The sequence below is a fragment of the Agrobacterium sp. 6Ca8 genome, from assembly GCF_055382765.1.
The window spans coordinates 1,374,455-1,394,729 of the sequence record NZ_AP026433.1; the positions used below are offsets into that span (position 1 = coordinate 1,374,455).

General features: G+C 58.6%; 16 protein-coding genes and 1 tRNA gene. 5 read left to right on the forward strand and 12 right to left on the reverse strand.

The annotated features are described in order from the left end of the window. Window positions 1-88 precede the first annotated feature (88 nt). From ACZ5A6_RS06820 to ACZ5A6_RS06830, 3 genes are all read right to left on the reverse strand, one after another. On the reverse strand, window positions 89-3,097 hold the full coding sequence (locus ACZ5A6_RS06820; protein ID WP_464111072.1) for an SPOR domain-containing protein: 3,009 nt from the start codon (window positions 3,095-3,097) through the stop codon (window positions 89-91). Between the two features lie 66 nt (window positions 3,098-3,163). Next, entirely contained in the window at window positions 3,164-4,921 is a 1,758-nt protein-coding gene (argS, locus tag ACZ5A6_RS06825; RefSeq protein WP_038492845.1) for an arginine--tRNA ligase, read from the reverse strand. Window positions 4,922-4,997: 76 nt separating this feature from the next. Beyond that, on the reverse strand, window positions 4,998-6,215 hold the full coding sequence (locus ACZ5A6_RS06830) for a deoxyguanosinetriphosphate triphosphohydrolase (RefSeq protein WP_003515612.1): 1,218 nt from the start codon (window positions 6,213-6,215) through the stop codon (window positions 4,998-5,000). Window positions 6,216-6,444: 229 nt separating this feature from the next. Between ACZ5A6_RS06830 and erpA the strand changes: the two genes are divergently transcribed. Together erpA and xth are read left to right on the forward strand one after the other, a co-directional pair. Further along, a complete protein-coding gene (gene erpA, locus ACZ5A6_RS06835) occupies window positions 6,445-6,777 on the forward strand; it encodes an iron-sulfur cluster insertion protein ErpA (protein ID WP_003515615.1) in 333 nt (110 codons plus the stop codon). 222 nt (window positions 6,778-6,999) lie between these two features. Further along, window positions 7,000-7,797 carry an exodeoxyribonuclease III gene (gene xth, locus ACZ5A6_RS06840; protein ID WP_141193770.1) on the forward strand — a complete coding sequence of 266 codons (798 nt, stop codon included), beginning with the start codon at window positions 7,000-7,002 and terminating at the stop codon, window positions 7,795-7,797. Between the two features lie 129 nt (window positions 7,798-7,926). Here xth and exoR read toward each other — a convergent pair whose 3' ends face one another. The 8 genes from exoR to ACZ5A6_RS06880 all read right to left on the reverse strand — a co-directional run bounded on the left by exoR (window position 7,927) and on the right by ACZ5A6_RS06880 (window position 16,760). Next, window positions 7,927-8,721: an exopolysaccharide production regulator ExoR gene (gene exoR, locus ACZ5A6_RS06845; protein WP_003515620.1), complete on the reverse strand. Its 795-nt coding sequence runs from the start codon at window positions 8,719-8,721 to the stop codon at window positions 7,927-7,929. Then, window positions 8,708-9,016 (reverse strand): hypothetical protein, encoded by a 309-nt coding sequence (locus ACZ5A6_RS06850; protein ID WP_233283652.1) that lies wholly within the window; start codon window positions 9,014-9,016, stop codon window positions 8,708-8,710. Before ACZ5A6_RS06850 ends, exoR begins: the two co-directional genes overlap by 14 nt. A 269-nt stretch (window positions 9,017-9,285) precedes the next feature. Next, window positions 9,286-10,575, reverse strand: a complete 1,290-nt coding sequence (locus ACZ5A6_RS06855; protein ID WP_003515621.1) for an outer membrane protein transport protein — start codon at window positions 10,573-10,575, stop codon at window positions 9,286-9,288. 449 nt (window positions 10,576-11,024) lie between these two features. Then, on the reverse strand, window positions 11,025-13,868 hold the full coding sequence (locus ACZ5A6_RS06860; RefSeq protein WP_065687297.1) for a valine--tRNA ligase: 2,844 nt from the start codon (window positions 13,866-13,868) through the stop codon (window positions 11,025-11,027). Window positions 13,869-14,061: 193 nt separating this feature from the next. Then, window positions 14,062-15,021 carry a cell division protein PopZ gene (popZ, locus tag ACZ5A6_RS06865; RefSeq protein WP_141193774.1) on the reverse strand — a complete coding sequence of 320 codons (960 nt, stop codon included), beginning with the start codon at window positions 15,019-15,021 and terminating at the stop codon, window positions 14,062-14,064. Between the two features lie 355 nt (window positions 15,022-15,376). Beyond that, window positions 15,377-16,048, reverse strand: coding sequence for a protein-L-isoaspartate O-methyltransferase family protein (locus ACZ5A6_RS06870; protein ID WP_003515626.1), 672 nt, complete (start codon window positions 16,046-16,048; stop codon window positions 15,377-15,379). A gap of 245 nt (window positions 16,049-16,293) precedes the next feature. Further along, window positions 16,294-16,367: transfer RNA gene (locus tag ACZ5A6_RS06875), tRNA-Cys, on the reverse strand. Window positions 16,368-16,607: 240 nt separating this feature from the next. After that, the gene (locus ACZ5A6_RS06880; protein ID WP_003515628.1) at window positions 16,608-16,760 is read right to left on the reverse strand and encodes a DUF3309 family protein; all 153 of its coding nucleotides are present in this window, start codon (window positions 16,758-16,760) and stop codon (window positions 16,608-16,610) included. A 697-nt stretch (window positions 16,761-17,457) separates the two neighbouring features. On the opposite strand from ACZ5A6_RS06880, the gene ACZ5A6_RS06885 reads away from it, so the two are divergent. Next, a complete protein-coding gene (locus tag ACZ5A6_RS06885; RefSeq protein WP_003515633.1) occupies window positions 17,458-17,739 on the forward strand; it encodes a hypothetical protein in 282 nt (93 codons plus the stop codon). A gap of 83 nt (window positions 17,740-17,822) precedes the next feature. Beyond that, on the forward strand, window positions 17,823-18,068 hold the full coding sequence (locus ACZ5A6_RS06890; RefSeq protein ID WP_003515635.1) for a DUF982 domain-containing protein: 246 nt from the start codon (window positions 17,823-17,825) through the stop codon (window positions 18,066-18,068). 509 nt (window positions 18,069-18,577) lie between these two features. On the opposite strand, the gene wrbA is transcribed toward ACZ5A6_RS06890, so the two are convergent. Next, the gene (gene wrbA, locus ACZ5A6_RS06895; RefSeq protein ID WP_019566148.1) at window positions 18,578-19,177 is read right to left on the reverse strand and encodes an NAD(P)H:quinone oxidoreductase type IV; all 600 of its coding nucleotides are present in this window, start codon (window positions 19,175-19,177) and stop codon (window positions 18,578-18,580) included. A gap of 277 nt (window positions 19,178-19,454) precedes the next feature. On the opposite strand from wrbA, the gene ACZ5A6_RS06900 reads away from it, so the two are divergent. Next, window positions 19,455-20,246 carry a competence/damage-inducible protein A gene (locus ACZ5A6_RS06900; protein ID WP_013636292.1) on the forward strand — a complete coding sequence of 264 codons (792 nt, stop codon included), beginning with the start codon at window positions 19,455-19,457 and terminating at the stop codon, window positions 20,244-20,246. Window positions 20,247-20,275: the final 29 nt, after the last annotated feature.

Sequence of the window (20,275 nt, forward strand, 5' to 3'; positions counted from 1 at the left end):
TGACGTCGAATGTGAGGAAAGCCTTTCCCCACTGCGAGGGCTGCCTTAGACGGCAGCCCCAATCTTCACTCAACCGGATCAGCCGCTATCAGCGCGCCACCAGGCAGCTGCCGCCAGCTGCGCGGAACTTTTCGCACAGCGCCACGGCTTCGTTCTTGTCCCCCGCCGGGATGCGGACGCGGTAGAACGTGCCCTTGCCGGCGATCTCAGCGGCCTTGATGTCGACGCCCCGACCAGAAATGACCGAACCGAACTTGGCCGACATGTTCTGGTAGGACTTCTGGGCCTCCGCCTGGCTCGGCAGGGACGCGATCTGGATGTAATAACCACCCGAAGACGGCGCGCTCGTTGCTGCGGGCATGGCGGCTGCTGTCTGCTGCTGTGCAGCCTGCGGCTGGGCCGGAGCAGTTGCAGCAGGACGGACGTTGCCCTGATTGGTCACCGTTGCCACCACATTGGAAGGCTGTGCGGACGGACGCGCCGAAGGAACGGGCGCAGCCGACTGCGAGGCCGGTGTGGAGGAAGCGGCTGGCGTATTGGCCTGCGGGTGTTCAGGCGCAACCGGAACACGCGAAGCGGCGATGACGGCGGGAGCGCCCTCACCCGGCTTGGCTGCCTGCGGTGCAGCGAGCTCCGCGACCTTGTCGGCCTTCGGTGGCTGGGCAGCAGGCGCATCGACTTCCTGTGCAACCAGCGTACCATCAGGCTTGACGATCATGGTGCGGACCTTGCGCGGCGAAACGCCGGTTGCACCGGCACCTTCGTTCTGGCTGGCCTTTTCTTCCGGCGAAAGCAGGCGCGGATCTTCAGTCTCGCCAACCGGCGTGCCGGTGGCTTCCATGTCCGCGTCGTTTTCACCTTCCAGCGGCAGCTGTTCGGGTATCAGCGTACGCTGGACCACATCGACAGGCTTTTCGTTGCTGGAGATCAGCGCCGGTTGCTTCGGATCGGCAGCGCTACCACCGGCCACACGGTCGTAAACCGCCTTGTCCTGGTTGGGCACGACGCGGCCACCCGGATTTTCCGGCACCACCTTCATCGGGTCGTTATCGGCGGAAATGATGACCGGCGCGCCATTGGAGCCCGCACCGGACGAACCGCCCGACATCAGCGCGTAAACACCACCACCGACAAGCACCAGACCGATTGCTGCGGCAACCGGCATGATCCAGCGGCGACCGCCACGTTCTTCTTCTTCGCGATAGGCCGCCTGATGGTCGACATAAGTATTCTCGGCATCGCGCGGCGCATTGCCACGCGAGGCAGCAGCCTCCTGCATGGAGCGGCGGAAATCTTCTTCCAGCGCCCGCTCAAATTCGTCGACCTCCTCCGGACCCTGTGCCTGAGGACGCGCCTGCGGGGCAGCAGCCCGGTTTTCCGCATGTTTGTGACGGTCAAGACCACCGGCAACCGCCGGGGCAAACAGCGTTGCGAGCTCGGTGTCGATATCGAGGTCTTCTTCGTGACGACGGGCGACAGGCTTGGGTTCGAAAACGCCGACCGGCAATTCCGGCACGTCCATCTCGGTAATATTTTCCGGATGTTCTTCCGTCTCACCGATCTGCGAGGGATCGAAAGGCAGGCTTTCCAGCGTTTGTGGTGCAACAGGCTGCGGTGCGGCTGCGACCGGACGCTGCTGAACCGGAGGGGCGGCTATCGGAATTGCAGCAACCGGGGCCGGGCGCGGCTGAGGTGCTGGCTGTTCCCGCACCGGCTGCGGCGCGGTGGCAGCAACCGCTACCGGAGCGACCGGCTGCTGGCGAACGGGCTGCGGCACAGGCGCAGGTGCGACTTCCGCTGCAGCGATTTCGGACAGGTCGAGGTCAAGATCGAGATCATCAAGCGCAAGCTCGAAATCATCGTCGTTGAAACCTGCGAAATCCCCAAAGTCCGGCTCCTGAACGGGCGGCGCTGCTACGACCGGGGCTGCTTTTACAGGGGCTGCGGCAACCGGCGCCGTGGCAACCAAAGGCGGCTCCACTCTTGCAGCCGGAACGATAGGCGCAGCCTGTGCGATGGGGGCATCCTGAACGACAGGCTCTTCGCCGCGTCCGGGAATGGAATATTTCGCAACGCCGTAGATCAGCTCGTCCATCGGCGAAAGATTTGTTTCAACCGGCTTCTCTGCAACCGAAGGAGCAAAGGTAGGTGCAGTTTCTTCCGCCTGAACGAAGACGGGCTCAGGCGCCGGAACTGGTTCGGCCTGTGGCTCGATCCGGGCTGCAGGCAGCGCTTCGGCCCTCGGCTCGATCCGCTTGGGATCACCTGCCGCAACATCGCGGCGCGCGCCGAAATTGGCAAGCGGCAGACGCAGGCTGGAAAATTCCAGCGAAGAACGGCCACCATGCGAAGGCGGACGCACGGAAATCGGTGCAGGCGCTTCGGCGACGGCGATCTCTACCTCATCGGCAAGATCGAAAGCCTGCGGCTCAGGCGCATGGCTCTGATCGGAATGCGCAATATTGCTCGAAACATCGGCCGGAAGCTCAGGCATAGCGTGCCAGGTGCTTTGAGCCGGCTCGACAGCCTGCGGCTCTTCCCATGCAGCCTGCTGGTAAACCACCGGCTCGGCAGGGCGCGACTGGCGCGAATGCACATCGAAAACCTCGGCAACCGCACCGGCATCGTCACGGAAATCCGCGCGGATGTCCTGCGTCGACGTCTCGACGTAATTGTGAATGTAGGCCTGATCGGCCTCGGGAAGTGGCTCCTGGCTCACTTCGGGTGCGGGGCTTGCTTCGAACACGGTTTCGTCCGCTGGCGCAAGCTCAGGCTCGCGCCGGGCGAAAACCGATTCGACGCGCTGCATGAAGTCGCTGGGGTGGATGCCCGCACGCACATCGTTTGCCGGGTCAAGAACGACCGGATCGGCATGCGGCGCATCGTAAACCTCGAACTCTCGAAGCAACTCGTCTTCGAGATTGAATTCGGGTTCGCGGCGGGTTGCCGCAGAGCCGGCGCGTGGCGCAGCTTCGGAACCCGCATGCGAAGGACGCTCATCGAAACCGACGATACGCGCCAGTTCTGCCAGAGGATCGTTGTCAGCGAACCCTTCAGACCGGGCGTCCCGGTTATACGCGACATTTTTTTCGACCATTACGTGTTCCACCATCTACGCATTGCAGCTCTTGCCAGCGTATTGTGAGCAAATAATGGTGATATGTTATCGCATCTCGTCAGGCGCGTCCGCTCCTAAAAGCGTAAGACCAGACTTCAAAACATTCGCGACAGCATTCACCAGCCCGAGTCTGGCAATGCTCAATTCTCGGTTTTTATCGTTAATAAAACGTAATTCCTGATGGTCTTTACCTTTGTTCCAGTGTCCATGGAAGGAACTGGCGAGATCGTAGAGGTAAAAAGCAAGCCTGTGCGGCTCGTGCGCAAGGGCTGCGGATTCGATCAGGCGCGGGTACTCAGCAAGCTTTGCAACCAGCTGCAACTCGTTGATATCGCTAATCAAAGCAACGGAAGACGACATGTCGTCCTGCGAGAGCGCAAGACCCGGAAACGCTTCCTGCGCCTGGCGGAAGATGGACATGCAACGGGCATGCGCATATTGCACGTAAAAGACCGGATTATCCTTCGATTGTTCGGTCACTTTCGCAAAATCGAAGTCCAGCGGCTCGGAATTCTTCCGATAGAGCATCATGAATCGCACGGGATCGCGACCTACTTCGTCCACCACATCGCGCAGCGTGACGAAATCGCCTGAGCGTTTCGACATCTTCACCGGCTCGCCATCGCGATACAGCTTCACGAGCTGGCACAGAAGAACCGTCAGCTTCGACTTGCCTTCCGAGACGGCGCGCGCAACCGCTTCAAGCCGCTTCACATAGCCGCCGTGGTCGGCGCCGAGCACATAGATCATCTCGGAAAAACCGCGATCGAACTTGTTCTTGAAATAGGCAACGTCGGCGGCAAAATAGGTGTAGGAACCGTCCGACTTCATCAGCGCGCGGTCCATGTCGTCGCCCACCTCGGTGGACCGGAACAGCGTCTGCTCGCGGTCTTCCCAGTCTTCCGGCAACTCGCCCTTCGGCGGCGGCAGGGTGCCCTTGTAGACGTGGCCCTTGAAGGTGAGATCGTTGATGGCCGAGAGAATGGGTCCGCCATTGCCCTCATGCAGCGTGCGCTCCGAGAAGAACACGTCGTGCTTGACGTTCAGCGTCTCCAGATCCTCACGGATCATCACCATCATTGCGGCGATCGCCTTGTCCTTGACGATAGGCAGCCACTTTTCCTCGGGCATGGCGCGCAGCTTGATGCCATATTCATCGGCCAGCGCCTGGCCGACTGGAACGAGATAGTCACCGGGGTAGAAGCCCGACGGAATGGCGCCGATATCTTCGCCAAGCGCCTCGCGGTAACGCAGGAAGACCGAACGCGCGAGCACGTCGATCTGCGAGCCGGCGTCGTTGATGTAATATTCCTTGGTCACGCCATAACCGGCAAAGGCGAGCAGGTTCGCCAGCGTGTCACCCACGACAGCACCACGGCAATGGCCGACATGCATAGGACCGGTGGGGTTGGCGGAGACATATTCGACGTTGATCTTCTGGCCCGCGCCGATCTTCGAGCGGCCGAAATCGATGCCCTGCCCGATCATGTCGGCAAGAAGACGCTGCCAGTAACCGACAGAGACCTTGAGATTGATGAAGCCGGGACCGGCGACGTTGACGCTATCGACATCGCCATCGGCCTGAAGTGCTGGCACGATGAGTTCGGCCAGCGCCCGCGGATTGGTGCCGAGCGGCTTCGCCAAAACCATAGCGGCATTGGTTGCGACATCGCCATGGCTGAGATCGCGCGGGGATTCGACCGTAATTCGACTGAAATCGACCTTTTCGCGGTTCTCTTTCACGAGATCGAGAGTCTCGAGCGCGTTTTTGATCCTGGTATCGAAATCGGCAAAAATGTTCATCGTTCCAACCTGCGCGAAGGGCTTCTGTTCATGTCCGGCCATCATAACCGGGTTGGCTTCGCGATCGCCCGCTGCCCTATCGCAAATCGGGGGTGTGGTCAAACAGCCGCTGGTGGGCGCGCAGTGCATAACTGTCGGTCATACCGGCCAGATAATCCCCCACATGGCGGGCTTTTGCGGCCTTGCTCATACCGGAAATGCTGTCCACCCAGTAGTGACTCTGCATCTCTGCCGGCACTTCCATATAACGGTGGAAAAGGTCGGTAACGATCTGCGTAGCGCCGGCGCGGATGCGCATGATTTCCGGATGCCGGTAGATATGGGCAAACAGCAGTTTCTTGATCTGCCTGTCGGTTTCAGCCATTTCCGGCGAGAAAGTCGCGACGGTAAAATCAGCGGCGCGGATATCGGCCGCACTCTTCGGTTTCAGCCGGGAAAGATTCTGCTGCGCGACCCCGATTACATCCTCGACCATATGGGTGATCTGGCGGCGCATGATTTCATTGGCGAAGCGTTCCTTGTCGAGCACGGGATATTTCGCACGTACCTCAGCCATCAGCTTGCTGAGGAAAGGCACCTCTTCCAGCATCTCGAAGCTCAGATAACCGGCACGCAGGCCGTCATCGATATCATGGGTATTATAGGCGATGTCGTCGGCAATAGCCGCCATCTGTGCCTCAAGGCTGGCATAGCTGCCGATTTCCAGATCCTGCAGCTCGCAATATTCGAGGATGGGCAGCGGAACCGGGCCCTTCACGCCCTCGCCCTCGGCATTGACCAGCGGGCCATTGTGCTTCACCAGCCCCTCCAGCGTCTCCCATGTCAGGTTGATGCCGTCATATTCGGCGTAGCGGCGCTCCAGCTTGGTGACGATGCGCAGCGACTGCGCGTTGTGATCGAAGCCGCCATAGGGCAACAACACCGCATCCAGCGCATCCTCACCAGTATGGCCGAACGGCGTGTGGCCGAAATCATGCACCAGAGCCACGCCCTCGGCCAGATCCTCGTCCAGCTTCAGAGCACGTGCGAGTGCGCGGGCAATCTGCGCAACCTCAATCGTGTGGGTGAGCCGGGTGCGGTAATGGTCGCCGTCAGGGCTGATGAAAACCTGCGTCTTGTGTTTAAGCCGGCGAAAGGCCGTGGTGTGGACGATGCGGTCCCGGTCGCGCTGGAACTCCGAACGCGTCAGGCTACCTTCCTCGGCAAAAAGACGCCCGCGCGTGGTCCATGGATCAGAGGCGAAAACCGCCCTCTCGCCACTTCCGAAACCCAATGCGCGCTGGTCTATAATCATTCATCCACCTGTACTGTTCTCTGGCCGGGACTTCATTTGACCCGAAGTCCATGGCCTTTGACCATTGACCTTTTCATCCGCCCTTCATACCTATCGCAAAGGTCGGCGCAAAGCATCATCGCGGCAAATGCCGTTGCGGACATCGCTATAGACCGTTTATTTGACTGGTTTATAATGGTGGCGACAAATCTATTGCTCTCCGGTTCTTGACCCCGGCACGAGGAACGACATGGAAAACAGCGACATTACACTTTCGGAAGCCGCAGCGAAGCGAATCGCCCAGATCGTCGCAGCGGATGCGGGCAAGCAGGCTCTGCGCGTTTCGGTGGAAGGCGGCGGCTGCTCGGGCTTCTCCTACAAGTTCGATCTGGCGGAAGACCCCGCCGATGACGACATCGTGATTGCGCGTGGCGACGCCAAGGTGCTGATCGACAGCCTGTCGGTTGTCTATATGGCCGGCTCTGAAATCGACTTCGTCGACAATCTGCTCGGCCAGTCCTTCCAGATCAAGAACCCGAACGCGGTCGCAAGTTGCGGCTGCGGCACCAGCTTTTCTATTTGATGGTGATATCAAGCGCCAAGCTTGAGATCATTCACGCCTTTCTCTCCGCCCTCGTTCCTGCGCTCGTCACAGGAATGAGGGTTTGGGGAGCTGCGGTGCATCCATAGCTGTTGATCTACCCTGCCCCGGCTTCTATCCACCACATCCTCACCCGCCGTTTCCAAAAACGGTGGCAATCGCTTTTGCATCGGGTAAAAGTAACCTCACAAAAGGGAAACTCCGATGAAGATTGCCACCTGGAACATCAACGGCGTCAAGGCGCGTATCGAAAACCTCTGCCAGTGGTTGAAGGATTCATCGCCCGACATCGTTTGCCTTCAGGAAATCAAGTCGGTTGACGAAGGCTTTCCCCGCCTTGAGCTGGAAGCGCTCGGCTATCACGTCGAGACCCATGGCCAGAAGGGTTTCAACGGCGTCGCCCTTCTGTCGAAGATGAAGCCCGACGAGATCAATCGCGGCCTGCCGGGCGACGATGCCGATGAACAGGCGCGCTTCATCGAGGGCGTGTTTTCCATCGATGGCGGTGCGATCCGGGTCTGCTCGCTCTACCTGCCGAACGGCAATCCGCCTGACGATCCGGTCAAATATCCCTACAAGCTCGCATGGATGGAGCGGCTGCGCCGCTTTGCCGAAGATCGCCTTGCTCTTGAGGAGCCGCTTATTCTGGCGGGTGACTACAACGTTATCCCCGAACCCTTCGATTGCCACGATCCGCGGGTCTGGGCGGGCGATGCGCTGTTCCTGCCCAAGACGCGCTCGGCATTCCGCAGGCTGGAAAATCTCGGCTTTACCGATGCCGCACGCGCGACGACGGATGAACCCGGACTTTATTCCTTCTGGGATTATCAGGCTGGCGCATGGCCTAAAAATAACGGCATCCGCATCGATCACCTGATGCTGTCGGCGGAAGCGGCCGACAGGCTGCAATCGGTCAGCATCGAAAAACATGTGCGGGCCTGGGAAAAACCGTCCGACCACGTACCGGTCTGCGGTTATTTCAATTTCACGCCGATTAATTGAACGGCGCTCGCCGGGCGAGTTAGAGAATTTCCGGTAAAAGTGCTCCGAAACGACGAATTAGAGCACGGCAAACGATTCCGTTTAAACAGGACGTGCTCTAAGTCGCCTCAGCCACAATAGACATAATTGTCAGTTCGGATCGTCGATCTGCATGTTCTGCGCCAGCGCGATAGCCGCGCGGCGATCGTTTTCACCCGCGAGCGAAAAAGCCTGTTCCTGAAGGGTCTGGATCCAGGTGCAATCCACCGCCGTGCACTTGTCGAGCGCGGCCGTCATGAAGGCGAGTCCCTGCGTCGTCTGGCCTTCCTGGAAAAGCAGATTACCGAAAATCGACATGGCGCCGGCATGGCCGTGCTTGCGTGCCTGATTGAGCCACTTCTTGGCCTGCTGCACATCCGCCCGGCCGCCCTCACCCGCAAGGATCATTTCCGCCAGACGGAACTGGGCCTCAGCCACGCCAAAGGTGGAAGCCACCTGAAAATAGAGCTGGCGGGCCTGCGACAGGTCCATCTTTACCGGAGTGCCGGGAATGCCGTGGCGGTAATAATCGGCAAGAGAAAGCAGCGCGTTGACGAAGAAGCCGGTATCCTCGGAGCCCGGCTCGACGCCCTGGCTGGCAATTTCGCTGTAAATCTTGAAGGCTTCGAAGTCGTTCTTGGCAACTCCATCGCCGAAGGCATACATATTGGCAAGCGCCCAGCGCGAGCCGGTATGGCCCTTTTCGGCCGCATAGCGATAGGCCTCGACGGCTTCGTCCTTGTTACCGTTCTTGTAGGCCTTGAAGCCGAACTTGAACAGGTCGAAGGGCCCGGATTCCTTGGTAACGCCTGCGTTGATGTCAAAAGCCAGCACCGGCATTGCGAGCGACGCAAGCAAAAGGCTCATGATGAGCGGCTTTAGAACATGTGCTTCACATTTCAGCATTTAGGCGAACTTCTCTCACTCTTCCCGGCATATAGCCAATACTTGCGGAATACTGCAAAGCTGAACCCCGCCGGGTCGCGATTTTTCGAACACACTGCGTCTTTCCGGCAGCACTTTCCAGCGCACTGCCGGTGGTCATATGCGGTAATTGCTCCAAATTTTCAGTGAGACAGATATAGGCATAATTTCCGGCAATATAACGGCGTTTGACCGCCTGCCGGTCAGCGCCAAACAAGAAACCCGGATCAAATTCCCGTATTACTTGCTTAAACCCTGAATCCAAACCCGTTTTCACTCTTCGCAACTCCGCAGGCCCACATCAGACGCCTGCATGTTCTTCCATCCCCGCGTCCATAAACAGAAGCCAAGCACCTTGTTTGTGGCGGGAAATGGACAGATATGCCCACATTCCAACGCGGCACCACGCTTGCAGAAAAGTGTTGCCAAATCGTCACAAAACTTTCGGGCTAGAAATTTTTATCGAGCAGGAATCATAGTCGGGAATGAAAAAAGGTCCGGTTGGTAAACCGGACCTTTCTTTTCGTTCAGGTGTGGCGAATGGTGTCAGAACTTGACCTTGACGCCAGTAGAGATCGCAGCCACGAGATCGTTGCCGAAGTCGTAGCCCGCCTCATTGCCGCAGGTGAAGCCCGCGCCGCAAGGTCCACCGTTGATGGATGAGCTACCGGAGGTCAGGAGGCCGAGAGCACCGGCAACCTTGAACTCGATATTCTTGTTCGGCGAGTAGACGATCTGCGTGCCCAGCGTCCAGGTGTCGGTCTGGGTGCCGATAACCGTCGATGTACCGCGATCCCAGGTCAGGCTCACAGCACCGCTCCACTGCTCGTTGAACTTGTGACCAACGCCGCCGGAAATCGTCCAGCCATCACGATAAAACAGGTCTAGAGTGTTCAGCGTGTCAGCGCCGCTCGGAACGCAGGGGGACGTCCCTACCGCGCAGAAAGGAATGACCTGAATCTGGCTCCAGTCAGTCCACTTCACCGAACCGAAAGCCAGCCAGTCCGGCGCTATGCCGGATTGCACCTTCAGTTCGATGCTGTCTGGCATCGAAACGGAGCCATAGATCGGCACCAGCTTGCCGCCGTATTTCGCCAGCGTCGGAGAGATGGACGGCGGCGTCTGCGGAACTCCTCTGACGTCGGCGAAACCGGTCAGGTCATGATCGACGGCGCTGTTATAAACAAGGCTCGCCCGGAAGGCGACCTCGGGGATTTCGTAGGCAACGCCGGCGCGCCAACCCCAACCGTCACCTTCCATCTCAAGTTTGCCGACGCCGCTGAAGCTGGACCAGGCCGGATTGAGGCCAAGAACAGCTGGGCCAAGAACCTGACGGTATTTATAACCGCTGATCTCCTGGTAAAAGCCGCCGCCAATAATCGAGAAGTCGCCCTTGCCAAGATCAAACTTCACACGGCAGGTGGTGGCGTAATTGTGCGACTTTACCTTGGTTTCGATATTGTAGCTCGATCCCTGCCAGATGCCCGGATTGAGGTGCGCGCCCCAAGGCTGCGAATAATCGAACATGCAGTCGCCGAAATCGCCGATTGCCGCCTTGGCGCCGATGCGGGTCGACCAGAAGTTTTCAGAGTCATCTGCGCTCCTTGACCAAGTCGCAGGCAGCGGACCGCTCTTCAGCGGATTGTCACGCGCATTCTCAACCTTGCGCTGTGGCGCAACGAATGTAGCGGAACTGTCGAGAACATAGTCGGACGGGTCGAACAGCAGGTCGATATTGTAGCCACCGCGCTCGAGGCCGCCCGCCAGTGAAGGCGTGACCGCCGCGATGCTGGCTACGAAACATACTGCGCCGCGAAAAAATGCAGTTTTTGCCATCTCTCTCCCCAATCAAGGCAATGTGATCATTGAGAGAGTGAAATGCTTTGCGGCAAATGACAATCTGCCGTGGCGCGGCGCGGTTGCCACCGGATGGCCATTTTTTTACGTAAGTTTTTGATGTTTGGCATCTTACATAATCATTTTAGGCTATTATTCTAATCCAATTAGAAAAAACGACACAAAACGAAACAAACTCCCAATCCGCACCGGAAATGTCGCCAAATAACCACAGTTGGACGTTTCCGAAGAAAATCGCTTATCAGGCCGTTTTTATTGATCTTTTTCGTCTTCCTGCGCGGTTTTGTGCGCCTCGCGGCAGAAATAATCGCGCTGTAACGCAGTGCATGATTCGCCATTGCAACGCAGCAATGAATTGAGCCGGCCCTGACAGAACGCAAAACGCCCCGTTTTCACGGGGCGTTTTGATTTTACACGCAACTGGAACCTTATCCTGCTTCGCTGACCCGCTGCAGGGCGGTTCGAAGACTTGTCAGCTGAACTTCCAGTTCCGCCTTACGCTCGCGCTCGGCGGCCACAACCTCCGGATCGGCATTGGCCACGAATTTCTCGTTCGACAGCTTCTTGTCGATGCGTTCCATCTCCGCGTCCACCTTGCCGATCGCCTTTTCGAGACGGGCCTTTTCGGCTGCGAGATCGACGAGGTTGCCGAGCGGCAGGCAGACGGTGGCCTCACCGATGATGATCTGCGCGGAACCTTTTGGCGCCACATCGGCACCACGGATTTCATCGGCACGCGCCAGGCGCCGGATGGCGGCGGCATGGCGGTCCAGCCGCGCTTCTGTCGAGGTGTTGGCACCCACCACCACCAGCGATGCGGTGGCGCCCGGCGGCACGTTCATCTCGGCACGCGTCGAGCGGATGCCCGAAACCAGATCGATCAGCCAGTTGATCTCCGCAGCCGCAGCATCGTCGCGGAATTCCGGAGTCGGCCAGTCGGTAAGGCAGAGAAGATCAGCCCGCTCCTCGCCCTCGCCCGCCGTATGCGCCCACAGCTCTTCCGTCATGAAAGGCATGAAGGGATGCAGGAGCTTGTAGATCTCATCGAGAACATAGGCTGCGCAAGCCTGCGATTCCGCCTTTGCCGCCTCATCCTCGCCACCGAACACGGGCTTGAGCAGTTCCAGGTACCAGTCGCAGAACTGGTTCCAGACGAAACGGTAGAGGATGCCGGATGCATCGTTGAACCGGAAGTTCTCAAGAGCCGCCGTCACATCGCGCGCGGTGTTGGCAAGCTCGGTCAGTATCCACCGGTTGATCGTCAGCGATGCGGTTTCGGCCAGAAAATGCGGATCGCGCTTTACGCCGTTCATTTCGGCAAAACGCGTGGCGTTCCAGAGCTTCGTGCCGAAGTTGCGATAACCGGCGATACGTGCCGGATCGAGTTTCACGTCACGACCCTGCGCCGCCATGATGGCGAGCGTGAAGCGCAGCGCATCCGCACCGTATTCGTCGATCAGTTCCAGGGGATCGATGACGTTGCCCTTGGACTTGGACATCTTCTGGCCGTTCTTGTCGCGAACCAGCGCGTGGATGTAGACGGTGCTGAACGGCTCGACCGGATTGCCGGCATCGTCCTTCATGAAATGCAGACCCATCTGCATCATGCGGACGACCCAGAACGGGATGATGTCGAAACCGGTGACAAGCACATTGGTCGGATAATACCGCGCCAGTTCCGGTGTCTTTTCCGGCCAGCCGAGCGTCGAGAACGGCCACAGCGCCGATGAGAACCAAGTATCGAGAACGTCTTCGTCACGGGTCAGAATCTCACCCGGCTTGAAGTTTTCAAGCTTCTCCTCGACCCAGGCCTTCCACGGACCTTCATGGGCAATATAATGCTGGATAGCGGCCTGAAGCGCCTCTTCCTCGGTCTTTTCAACGAAGACCTGCCCGTCAGGGCCGTACCATGCCGGAATCTGGTGTCCCCACCACAATTGCCGCGAGATACACCAGGGCTGGATGTTCTCCATCCACTGAAAATATGTGTTTTCCCAGTTCTTAGGCACGAAATTGGTGCGGCCTTCGCGAACCGAGGCAATGGCCGGCTGAGCCAGCGTCTTGTTGTCCACCCACCACTGGTCGGTGAGGCGCGGCTCGATCGGCACGCCGCCACGGTCGCCATGCGGCACGACGTGCTTATGCGGCTCGATCTTGTCGAGGAGGCCGGCTTCCTCGAAGATTTCGACGATGACCTTGCGAGCGAAGAAACGATCCTGTCCTTCCAGACGGTCCCATGCGCCGTGCAGCGCCGCCGGATGATTGAGGCCCTCGAGGAAATCCTCGTTCTCCTTGATGGAGATCGTCCCATCGATATTCATGACGTTGATGGCGCGCAGACCGCAACGCTTGCCGACCTCGAAATCGTTGAAGTCGTGCGCAGGCGTGATCTTCACGGCGCCCGTTCCGGCCGTCGGATCGGCATAGTCATCGGCAACGATCGGGATCTTGCGGCCAACGATCGGCAGGATGACATGCTTGCCAATGATGCCCTTGTAGCGCTCGTCTTCCGGGTTCACCGCAACACCAGTATCGCCGAGCATGGTTTCTGGCCGCGTCGTAGCAACAACGATGTAATCGCGCGTTTCGAACTCGGTGGGCTTGCCCTCCTCGTCAAATGCGATCGGGTGCTGATAGGTCACACCCTTTTCCAGCGGATAACGGAAGTGCCAAAGGTTGCCCTTCACTTCCAGCTGTTCGACTTCCATGTCGGAAATCGCGGTCTGCAGCTTCGGGTCCCAGTTGACGAGGCGCTTGTCCTTGTAGATCAGGTTCTGCTTGTAAAGGGTGACGAACACCTCGAGAACGGCCTCGGACAGACCCTCATCCATGGTGAAGCGCTCACGCGACCAGTCGCACGACGCACCGAGGCGCTTCAGCTGGTTGAAGATCAAACCGCCGGATTCGGCTTTCCATTCCCAGACCTTGTCCACGAAGGCCTCACGGCCCATTTCGCGGCGGCCCGGAAGCTGCTGTTCCATCAGCTTGCGCTCGACGACCATCTGCGTGGCGATGCCCGCATGGTCCATGCCCGGCTGCCACAACACGTCCTTGCCGCGCATGCGCTCGAAGCGGACCAATATGTCCTGAAGCGTGTTGTTGAGCGCATGGCCCATATGCAGGGAGCCGGTGACATTCGGCGGCGGGATGACGATTGTGAAGGTTTCCGCGCCCGGTTTGGCGTTGGCGCCGGCACGAAAAGCGTTCGCCTCGTCCCAGGCTTTGGCGATTTTCGGTTCGACGGATGCGGAATCGTAGGTCTTTTCGAGCATTTCCTGACCTGAATTTTAGAGTTCTTGTGTGGATTTTTTAAATAAGGATGGATGGTCGAGAGTCAACAGAAACCGACCCGTCAGCGACTATGACCCCATAGTGCCTTCATCTTCAACAAAAAAGCCGCCCCGGTGCCGGAGCGGCCTCTGTTTCACTATCTCGCGCATGTTACAAGATGCGGACGAACAGAGCCTAGCGGCGCGAGCCGCGCGCCACACGTTCGATTTCCTCACGCACGAGACGCTCCACCAGGGTCGGCAGATTGTCTTCCAGCCAGTCCTGCAGCATCGGACGCAGCATTTCGGCGGCCATATCCTCGATCGAGCGTCGTTCGACGCCATCGAAAATTTCCGCAAGTTCGCTGAAGGAACGGGCGATCTGCGCACCGGCAGCCTCGGAAATGAGGTTGAGCGACAAACCGCCCTCTTCCTTGGGTTCGGCCAGATCGAATGACGGCATCTCGACAGCAGGTTCCTGCACCGAAATCTCGAAATGATCCTGGGCTACAGGCGTTTCGATGGCGCCACGCAGCGTCAGCTGGTCGAAGCGGTTCTCGAAAGCTGCGCTCTCGACAGCGGCAGCAGCAGCACGATCCTCGGCGGCAAAAGCTGCCGGCTGTTCACTGGTGCTCGCGGCAGCGGCCGCCAGCAGCGGCCGCACATCCGTCGGGCGCTGCGGCGCAGGGCGTTCAACCTGTTGCGCAGCCGAAGGCTGCGGTACGCTGGAGGAATGAGCGGCCGGGGCTGCCTGCGCGGGCTCACGCTGCGCCTGGGCGGCAAATGCCTGCGGCCCCATGGCAGCGTTGCGGTCGGCGGCAGCGCGAACGCGGGCGGCGACATCGGCAAGCGACATGCTTTTCTCGGCCGAGATTTCCTGCTGTTCTGGTGTCTGTTTTTCGGAGGCCGCGGAAAAATCCTGCACCGGCCTTGCGCCAAATGCCTGGTTTGCGGCGGGGGGAACGCGCGCCGGCGGGCTGATGGCCTCCGTCACGAAGGACGCTTCGCCTGCGCCATCGTCTTCGTCGTCATAGACAGGCGGCAACTGCCCGGAAAACGCGCCGGCAGGCCCGGTCTCGTTGCTTTCGATGATCCGGCGTATGGACGCCAAGATCTCTTCCATGGACGGTTCACGCGCTACGCTTGGCTGAGCCATATCAATCCCCGGTTTCCACTCTCTAGACCGCCTTGCGTCCATACGGACGCCCAAAGGACGCTCCAACATTTTAAATCTGCACACCGTTCCTGTCGAAAATCGCTTCCGGTTTTCGGGCCGATGGCCTGAAAAGGGGTAGAAATACGCACACCCCGAATCACCCTTAGTCTAGGGCAGCATAGTCAGGAACTAAATCACTGATTCGACAAGTTTCGCCGTGATGCACAGCTTTGTGAGAATGGTCTTTTTGGGCAATTGGGTGGGCGAAGCGGGTCTGCCGGTGCGGCACCCGCAAAAATAAACGCCGGGGCGGAAAGTCCACCCCGGCGTCCAAAACAATGATCGCTTTTAAAGATCAGAAAACGAATTCGGCCGCCTTGGCAAAACCGGGCAGAGGCTTGATCGACGCGTTGAAAGAGGTTGCAGCCGAGGTGCTGTTGCCATCTCGGCGGTAAACGGTTGCCTTCGCAGCGTTACCGTATCCGACAACGACGACCAGACGTCCGCCATCGCGCAGCTGGTCGGTCAGTGCCGCCGGCACTTCCTCGACAGAGCCGTTGATGAAAATCAGGTCATAGGGTGCTTCGCCCGCATAACCCTTTTCGAGATCGCCGGTGACAACAGCAACATTGTCATATCCGAGCGAGGCCAGCGTCTCCGTCGCCTCAGCCGCCAGCGTTTCGTCGCATTCGAGCGAAACCACCGAACCGGCGAGCTGGGACAGGATGGCCGCGGTATAACCGGCGCCGCCACCGACTTCCAGCACCACGTCTTCCTTGGTCACCGCCGCAAGCTGCAAAAGCTTCGCCAGCGGCGAGGCCTTCATGACGTAACGGGCCGGGCGACCATCCCGGGCGGGACAGATCTGCAGATCCTCGTCCACATAGGCAATCTGCCGCACACCCGCCGGCACGAAAGCTTCGCGCGGCACGCTCAAAAACGCCTTCAGCACCGAATGCGACGTCACGTCGGTCGTGCGCAACTGGCTGTCGACCATATTGGCGCGTGCGGTTTCGAAATCCATCATATCGTTATCGCCTCAATTTCGCGGATGCCGGTCGGGAAGCCTCGGCCCCAAAAGCTCAAAACGGCACGGGTCTCCCCTCGCCTTTAAACAATCTCATAATTGCCCAAGCCTGCGCTTTCAAGCGCGGTGAGCCCTAAGTGCTGGAAAAAGCGAAATGGCCGGGATTTTTTAGAACAGCAAGGGCAGCCGATGACCGCAAGGTTAGCCAAAGGTTCAAAAAAACAGGTTCTATTCGGTGAAATTTTTGGAGGCCTCGCCCGGAATTGAACCGGGGTACAAGGATTTGCAGTCCTCTGCGTCACCACTCCGCCACGAGGCCTCACACGCTCATGAATTCGAGCGATGGCGGGCATTTAGAACGAATCCATTATGCGCGCAAGAGGGTTCGTTCCGAATGTGCTGTTTTTTCCGATCCGATGGACAAAGGGCAATAGTCCAGGTCCTAAGCCCTTCGGATTCCGACATTTTTTGTATCTCACTCATATTCCAGAAGAAACGATGCCCGCAGCCGGCGCTTTGCGCGGGTGCGGGCAGTTGCTGCATCTTCAATGCGGATCGATCAGATGCGACCCAGCAGAACAAGAACGAGGACGATGACCAGAACCAGTCCGAGGCCACCCGAGGGACCATAACCGTAATTGTGGTAACCCCAGCTTGGCAAAGCACCGATCAGGAAAAGAATGATGAGGATAACGAGAATGGTGCCGATCATGTTTAGCCCTCCATGAATAATAGGTATGCGCTGAATTTAATGACCAAACACGCAAAAAGTTCCGTTTCCTCCATCCGCTTATGGCGTGGGCCGGAGAATTCATCTCCAGCCGATTCAACGGGTTAAACGGCATTTGCGGACAATGCGGCGGGTCGTGCGCGCGCACGGCGGCTGCGATTGGCTAGGCACCACGCTCCGCCCCGGGGTGATCGACCAAGGTAGCGATTTATTCGAGGTAATTTCTCGGTCTATGTATATCGCGTGCCGTTCGTCATACTAAATCAAGTCACCCGTTCCCTGAAACTGGCGGGGGACTGGGAGACCTGGTATCACTGGCAGTGCGCCAGGTCTCACCTGTTTCCTCTTCTCCGGCGATCTTCCCGCCGCACGCAAACCGTTCCCCAAACAGGCACACGGACATTTTACCTGCGGCGCCGCACGCCACGCTTGCCTTGCCTCTTTCTCTCCGGTTAGACCCCGGATCGGGAGGGAGAAATGAGAATCATATGTCCGGTTTTGCGAACCTCATCCCGCTTTTCATCTTCGGCCTGCTCGTCTACGCTTTCTTCCGCTGGGTCGCGCGCGACACTCAAAATCCGAGACGCAAGTAGCAGGTGCGAATAGCTCTGCCCTTTATCACTCGCGGGGAACCGTTGCGCCTCCATATCGTTTTCGCAGACGCACTTCGGAGGACAGGATGAAAACGCTCGTATCATTGGCCGCAATCGCGCTTACGCTTGCGGGCTGCACGACCTCAGGCCCGGCCGCTTATGTCGAACCGATCCCCGGCAGCATCACCTATAAGGGCCAGCCGCGCACCAAGCTGACGAAATCGCCGATCGGCAGTACCTTCAGCCACGAGTTCCGCATCGACGGCAGCACGAGGGCGGTGGAAACCTATCGCATTGCGCCCGATCGCTCGCTCGAACTCATAGACCGCCGCATCATTCGCGATTGGCTGTTCGGACGCGACGACTGACCGCACCGCGAGCCAACCGAAACCAATTGCGCATCCTGCCCGCTTGGTTTAGAGCCGGGCACGACAACCAATACGGATGAGCGATGAACACGCGCTGGCAAAAACCCGTCCTGATCGCGTTCGAAACGCCGGGCGACTATACGAGCATCGAGACCACGCAGGCGGCGTCCTGGGCCATGATCGAGGATTGGCCGATAGAGGACGGCGATGCGTTGGACGCGGCGTTGCTGGTCTGCGCCGCCGTCGATGCCGGCAGGAAAAAGCCGGAAGATGCGCGCAAGGCCTTCATCGCCGCCGCAATCGAGGCTGGCCTCGACATCAAGGCCTGACGGCATCAAGACCCATGGTCGAGAATTAAAATGGCGTCCTGATGCGAAACAAGTCAGGACAACAGGTTTGAAGGGTAAAAACAGATGGAAGCTTCTGGAAACATGAAAAAAGCCCTGTTCATATTTCTCCTCTCCTGCCTCGCCATCGGCCTTCTCGGTCACCTCGTGGTCGCCTTCGTCGTTACCGGCTGAAGCACCGATGTCCACTCCGTATTGTGGCGGAGCGGCAGGGCATTAAAATTTCCTAAATTTCATTCTGCTGTTATGGAACCGCGATAAATCTTTTCCGTTCTCTCTTCGATCAACAAGGAGGATTGAAATGCGTGACGGATTGAATGGTTTTCTCGAAATTTCCATGCTCGGCGTCGTGATTGCAAGCTGCCTTTTCATGGTCAACCTGCCGATCTGACCCGCCTTAAAAATCATTCCCTGCGGCACCGGCGACGTCAGATGCCGGAGTAAGAAAATGCGGCCTTTCGGGCCGCATTTCTTTTTCCAGCAATGCAGGCTCAAGCGGAAAGCTTGGCGGCCAGCTTGGCGACATGTGCGCCCTGATAGCGTGCGGCTTCCAGTTCGATAGCAGAAGGCTGACGCGAGCCGTCGCCATCGGTGATGGTGGAGGCGCCATAAGGCGAGCCGCCCTTGATTTCATCGACGCCCATCTGGCCCTGGAAAGCATAGGGCAGACCGACAACGGCCATTCCGTGGTGCAGGAAGGTGGGGAGGAAACCAAGGATGGTCGATTCCTGACCGCCGTGCTGCGTGGCCGACGAGGTGAAGGCCGAGCCGACCTTGCCGACAAGCTTGCCGCCGAACCACAGACCGCCGGTCTGGTCCCAGAAATTGCGCATCTGTGAGGCAACCGTGCCGAAGCGGGTGCCGGCGCCGACGATGATGGCATCGTATTCTGCCAGTTCGTCAACAGTCGCGATGGGGGCAGCCTGATCGAGCTTGAAGTGCGAGGATTTGGCGACTTCCTCAGGAACCAGTTCCGGAACGCGCTTGACGACAACTTCCGCGCCGGCAGACTTCACGCCTTCGGCAACGGCATATGCCATCGTCTCGATATGGCCGTAAGATGAATAATAAAGCACCAGAACTTTTGTCATTTTCTTTGTATCCTTAGGGTTAATCGTCTCAGGCGTACTAGCCAGAAGCCTTTTTAAGAACGCGATGATTATTAGTGGTGACCCGTTACAAGCATGTGATGCAAAGGTAGCCCAGAGGCCGGTCCCACACCAGCGGTGCATCCGCATACGCACTGTTCGCAATCAGTGAACGAAACGCCGGAACGTCAACCTTTCATAGATAGACATTTTTTCAAAACCGCTTTGCATTCACCGGGCGGCGGACTAACGTCGGACAAAACAGCTGACGAGTACCCCCATGTCCAATCCCTCACCCACCCCATCCGTCGTGACCGCCGCCATGCTCGCCATCGGCGACGAATTGCTGTCGGGACGCACCAAGGACAAGAATATCGGGCACCTCGCGGATGTGCTCACCATGTCCGGAATAGATCTGAAGGAAGTGCGCATCGTCGCCGACGAGGAGCACGCAATCGTCGAGGCGCTGAATGCGCTGCGCGCCCGCTATGATTATGTCTTCACCTCCGGCGGCATCGGCCCGACCCATGACGACATCACCGCTGATGCGGTATCCGTGGCTTTCGGCCTGCCCTGCGAGCACGATGCCGAGGCTTTGCGGATATTGGGTGACATGTACCGTGTGCGCGAGATGGAATTCACCGAAGCGCGCAAGCGCATGGCCCGCATGCCAAGGGGGGCAAGCCACATCGCCAATCCCGTCTCGGTCGCCCCCGGCTTCGTCATCGGCAACGTCCACGTCATGGCCGGCGTTCCGCAGGTGTTTCAGGCCATGCTGGACAATGTCATGCCAACGCTGCGCACCGGCGCGAAAGTCATGTCGCAGTCGGTGCGCTCTCCCTATGGCGAAGGTGACATCGGCACGCCGCTGACCGCAATCCAGAAAGCGCACCCGGAAACCAGCATCGGCTCCTACCCGAAATATGACGGACAACGCTTTTCGACGGAGATCGTCGTGCGCGCCCGTGATGCCACCGTCCTGAAAGCGGCGGCGGATGCAGTGGCGACGATGATCGAAACCATTGGTCAGGAAAAAACACTGTCGGCCAGCAAGGGCGATGCAACCGCCTGAGACGAAGCGGATTGACCAAAATCAAGGTG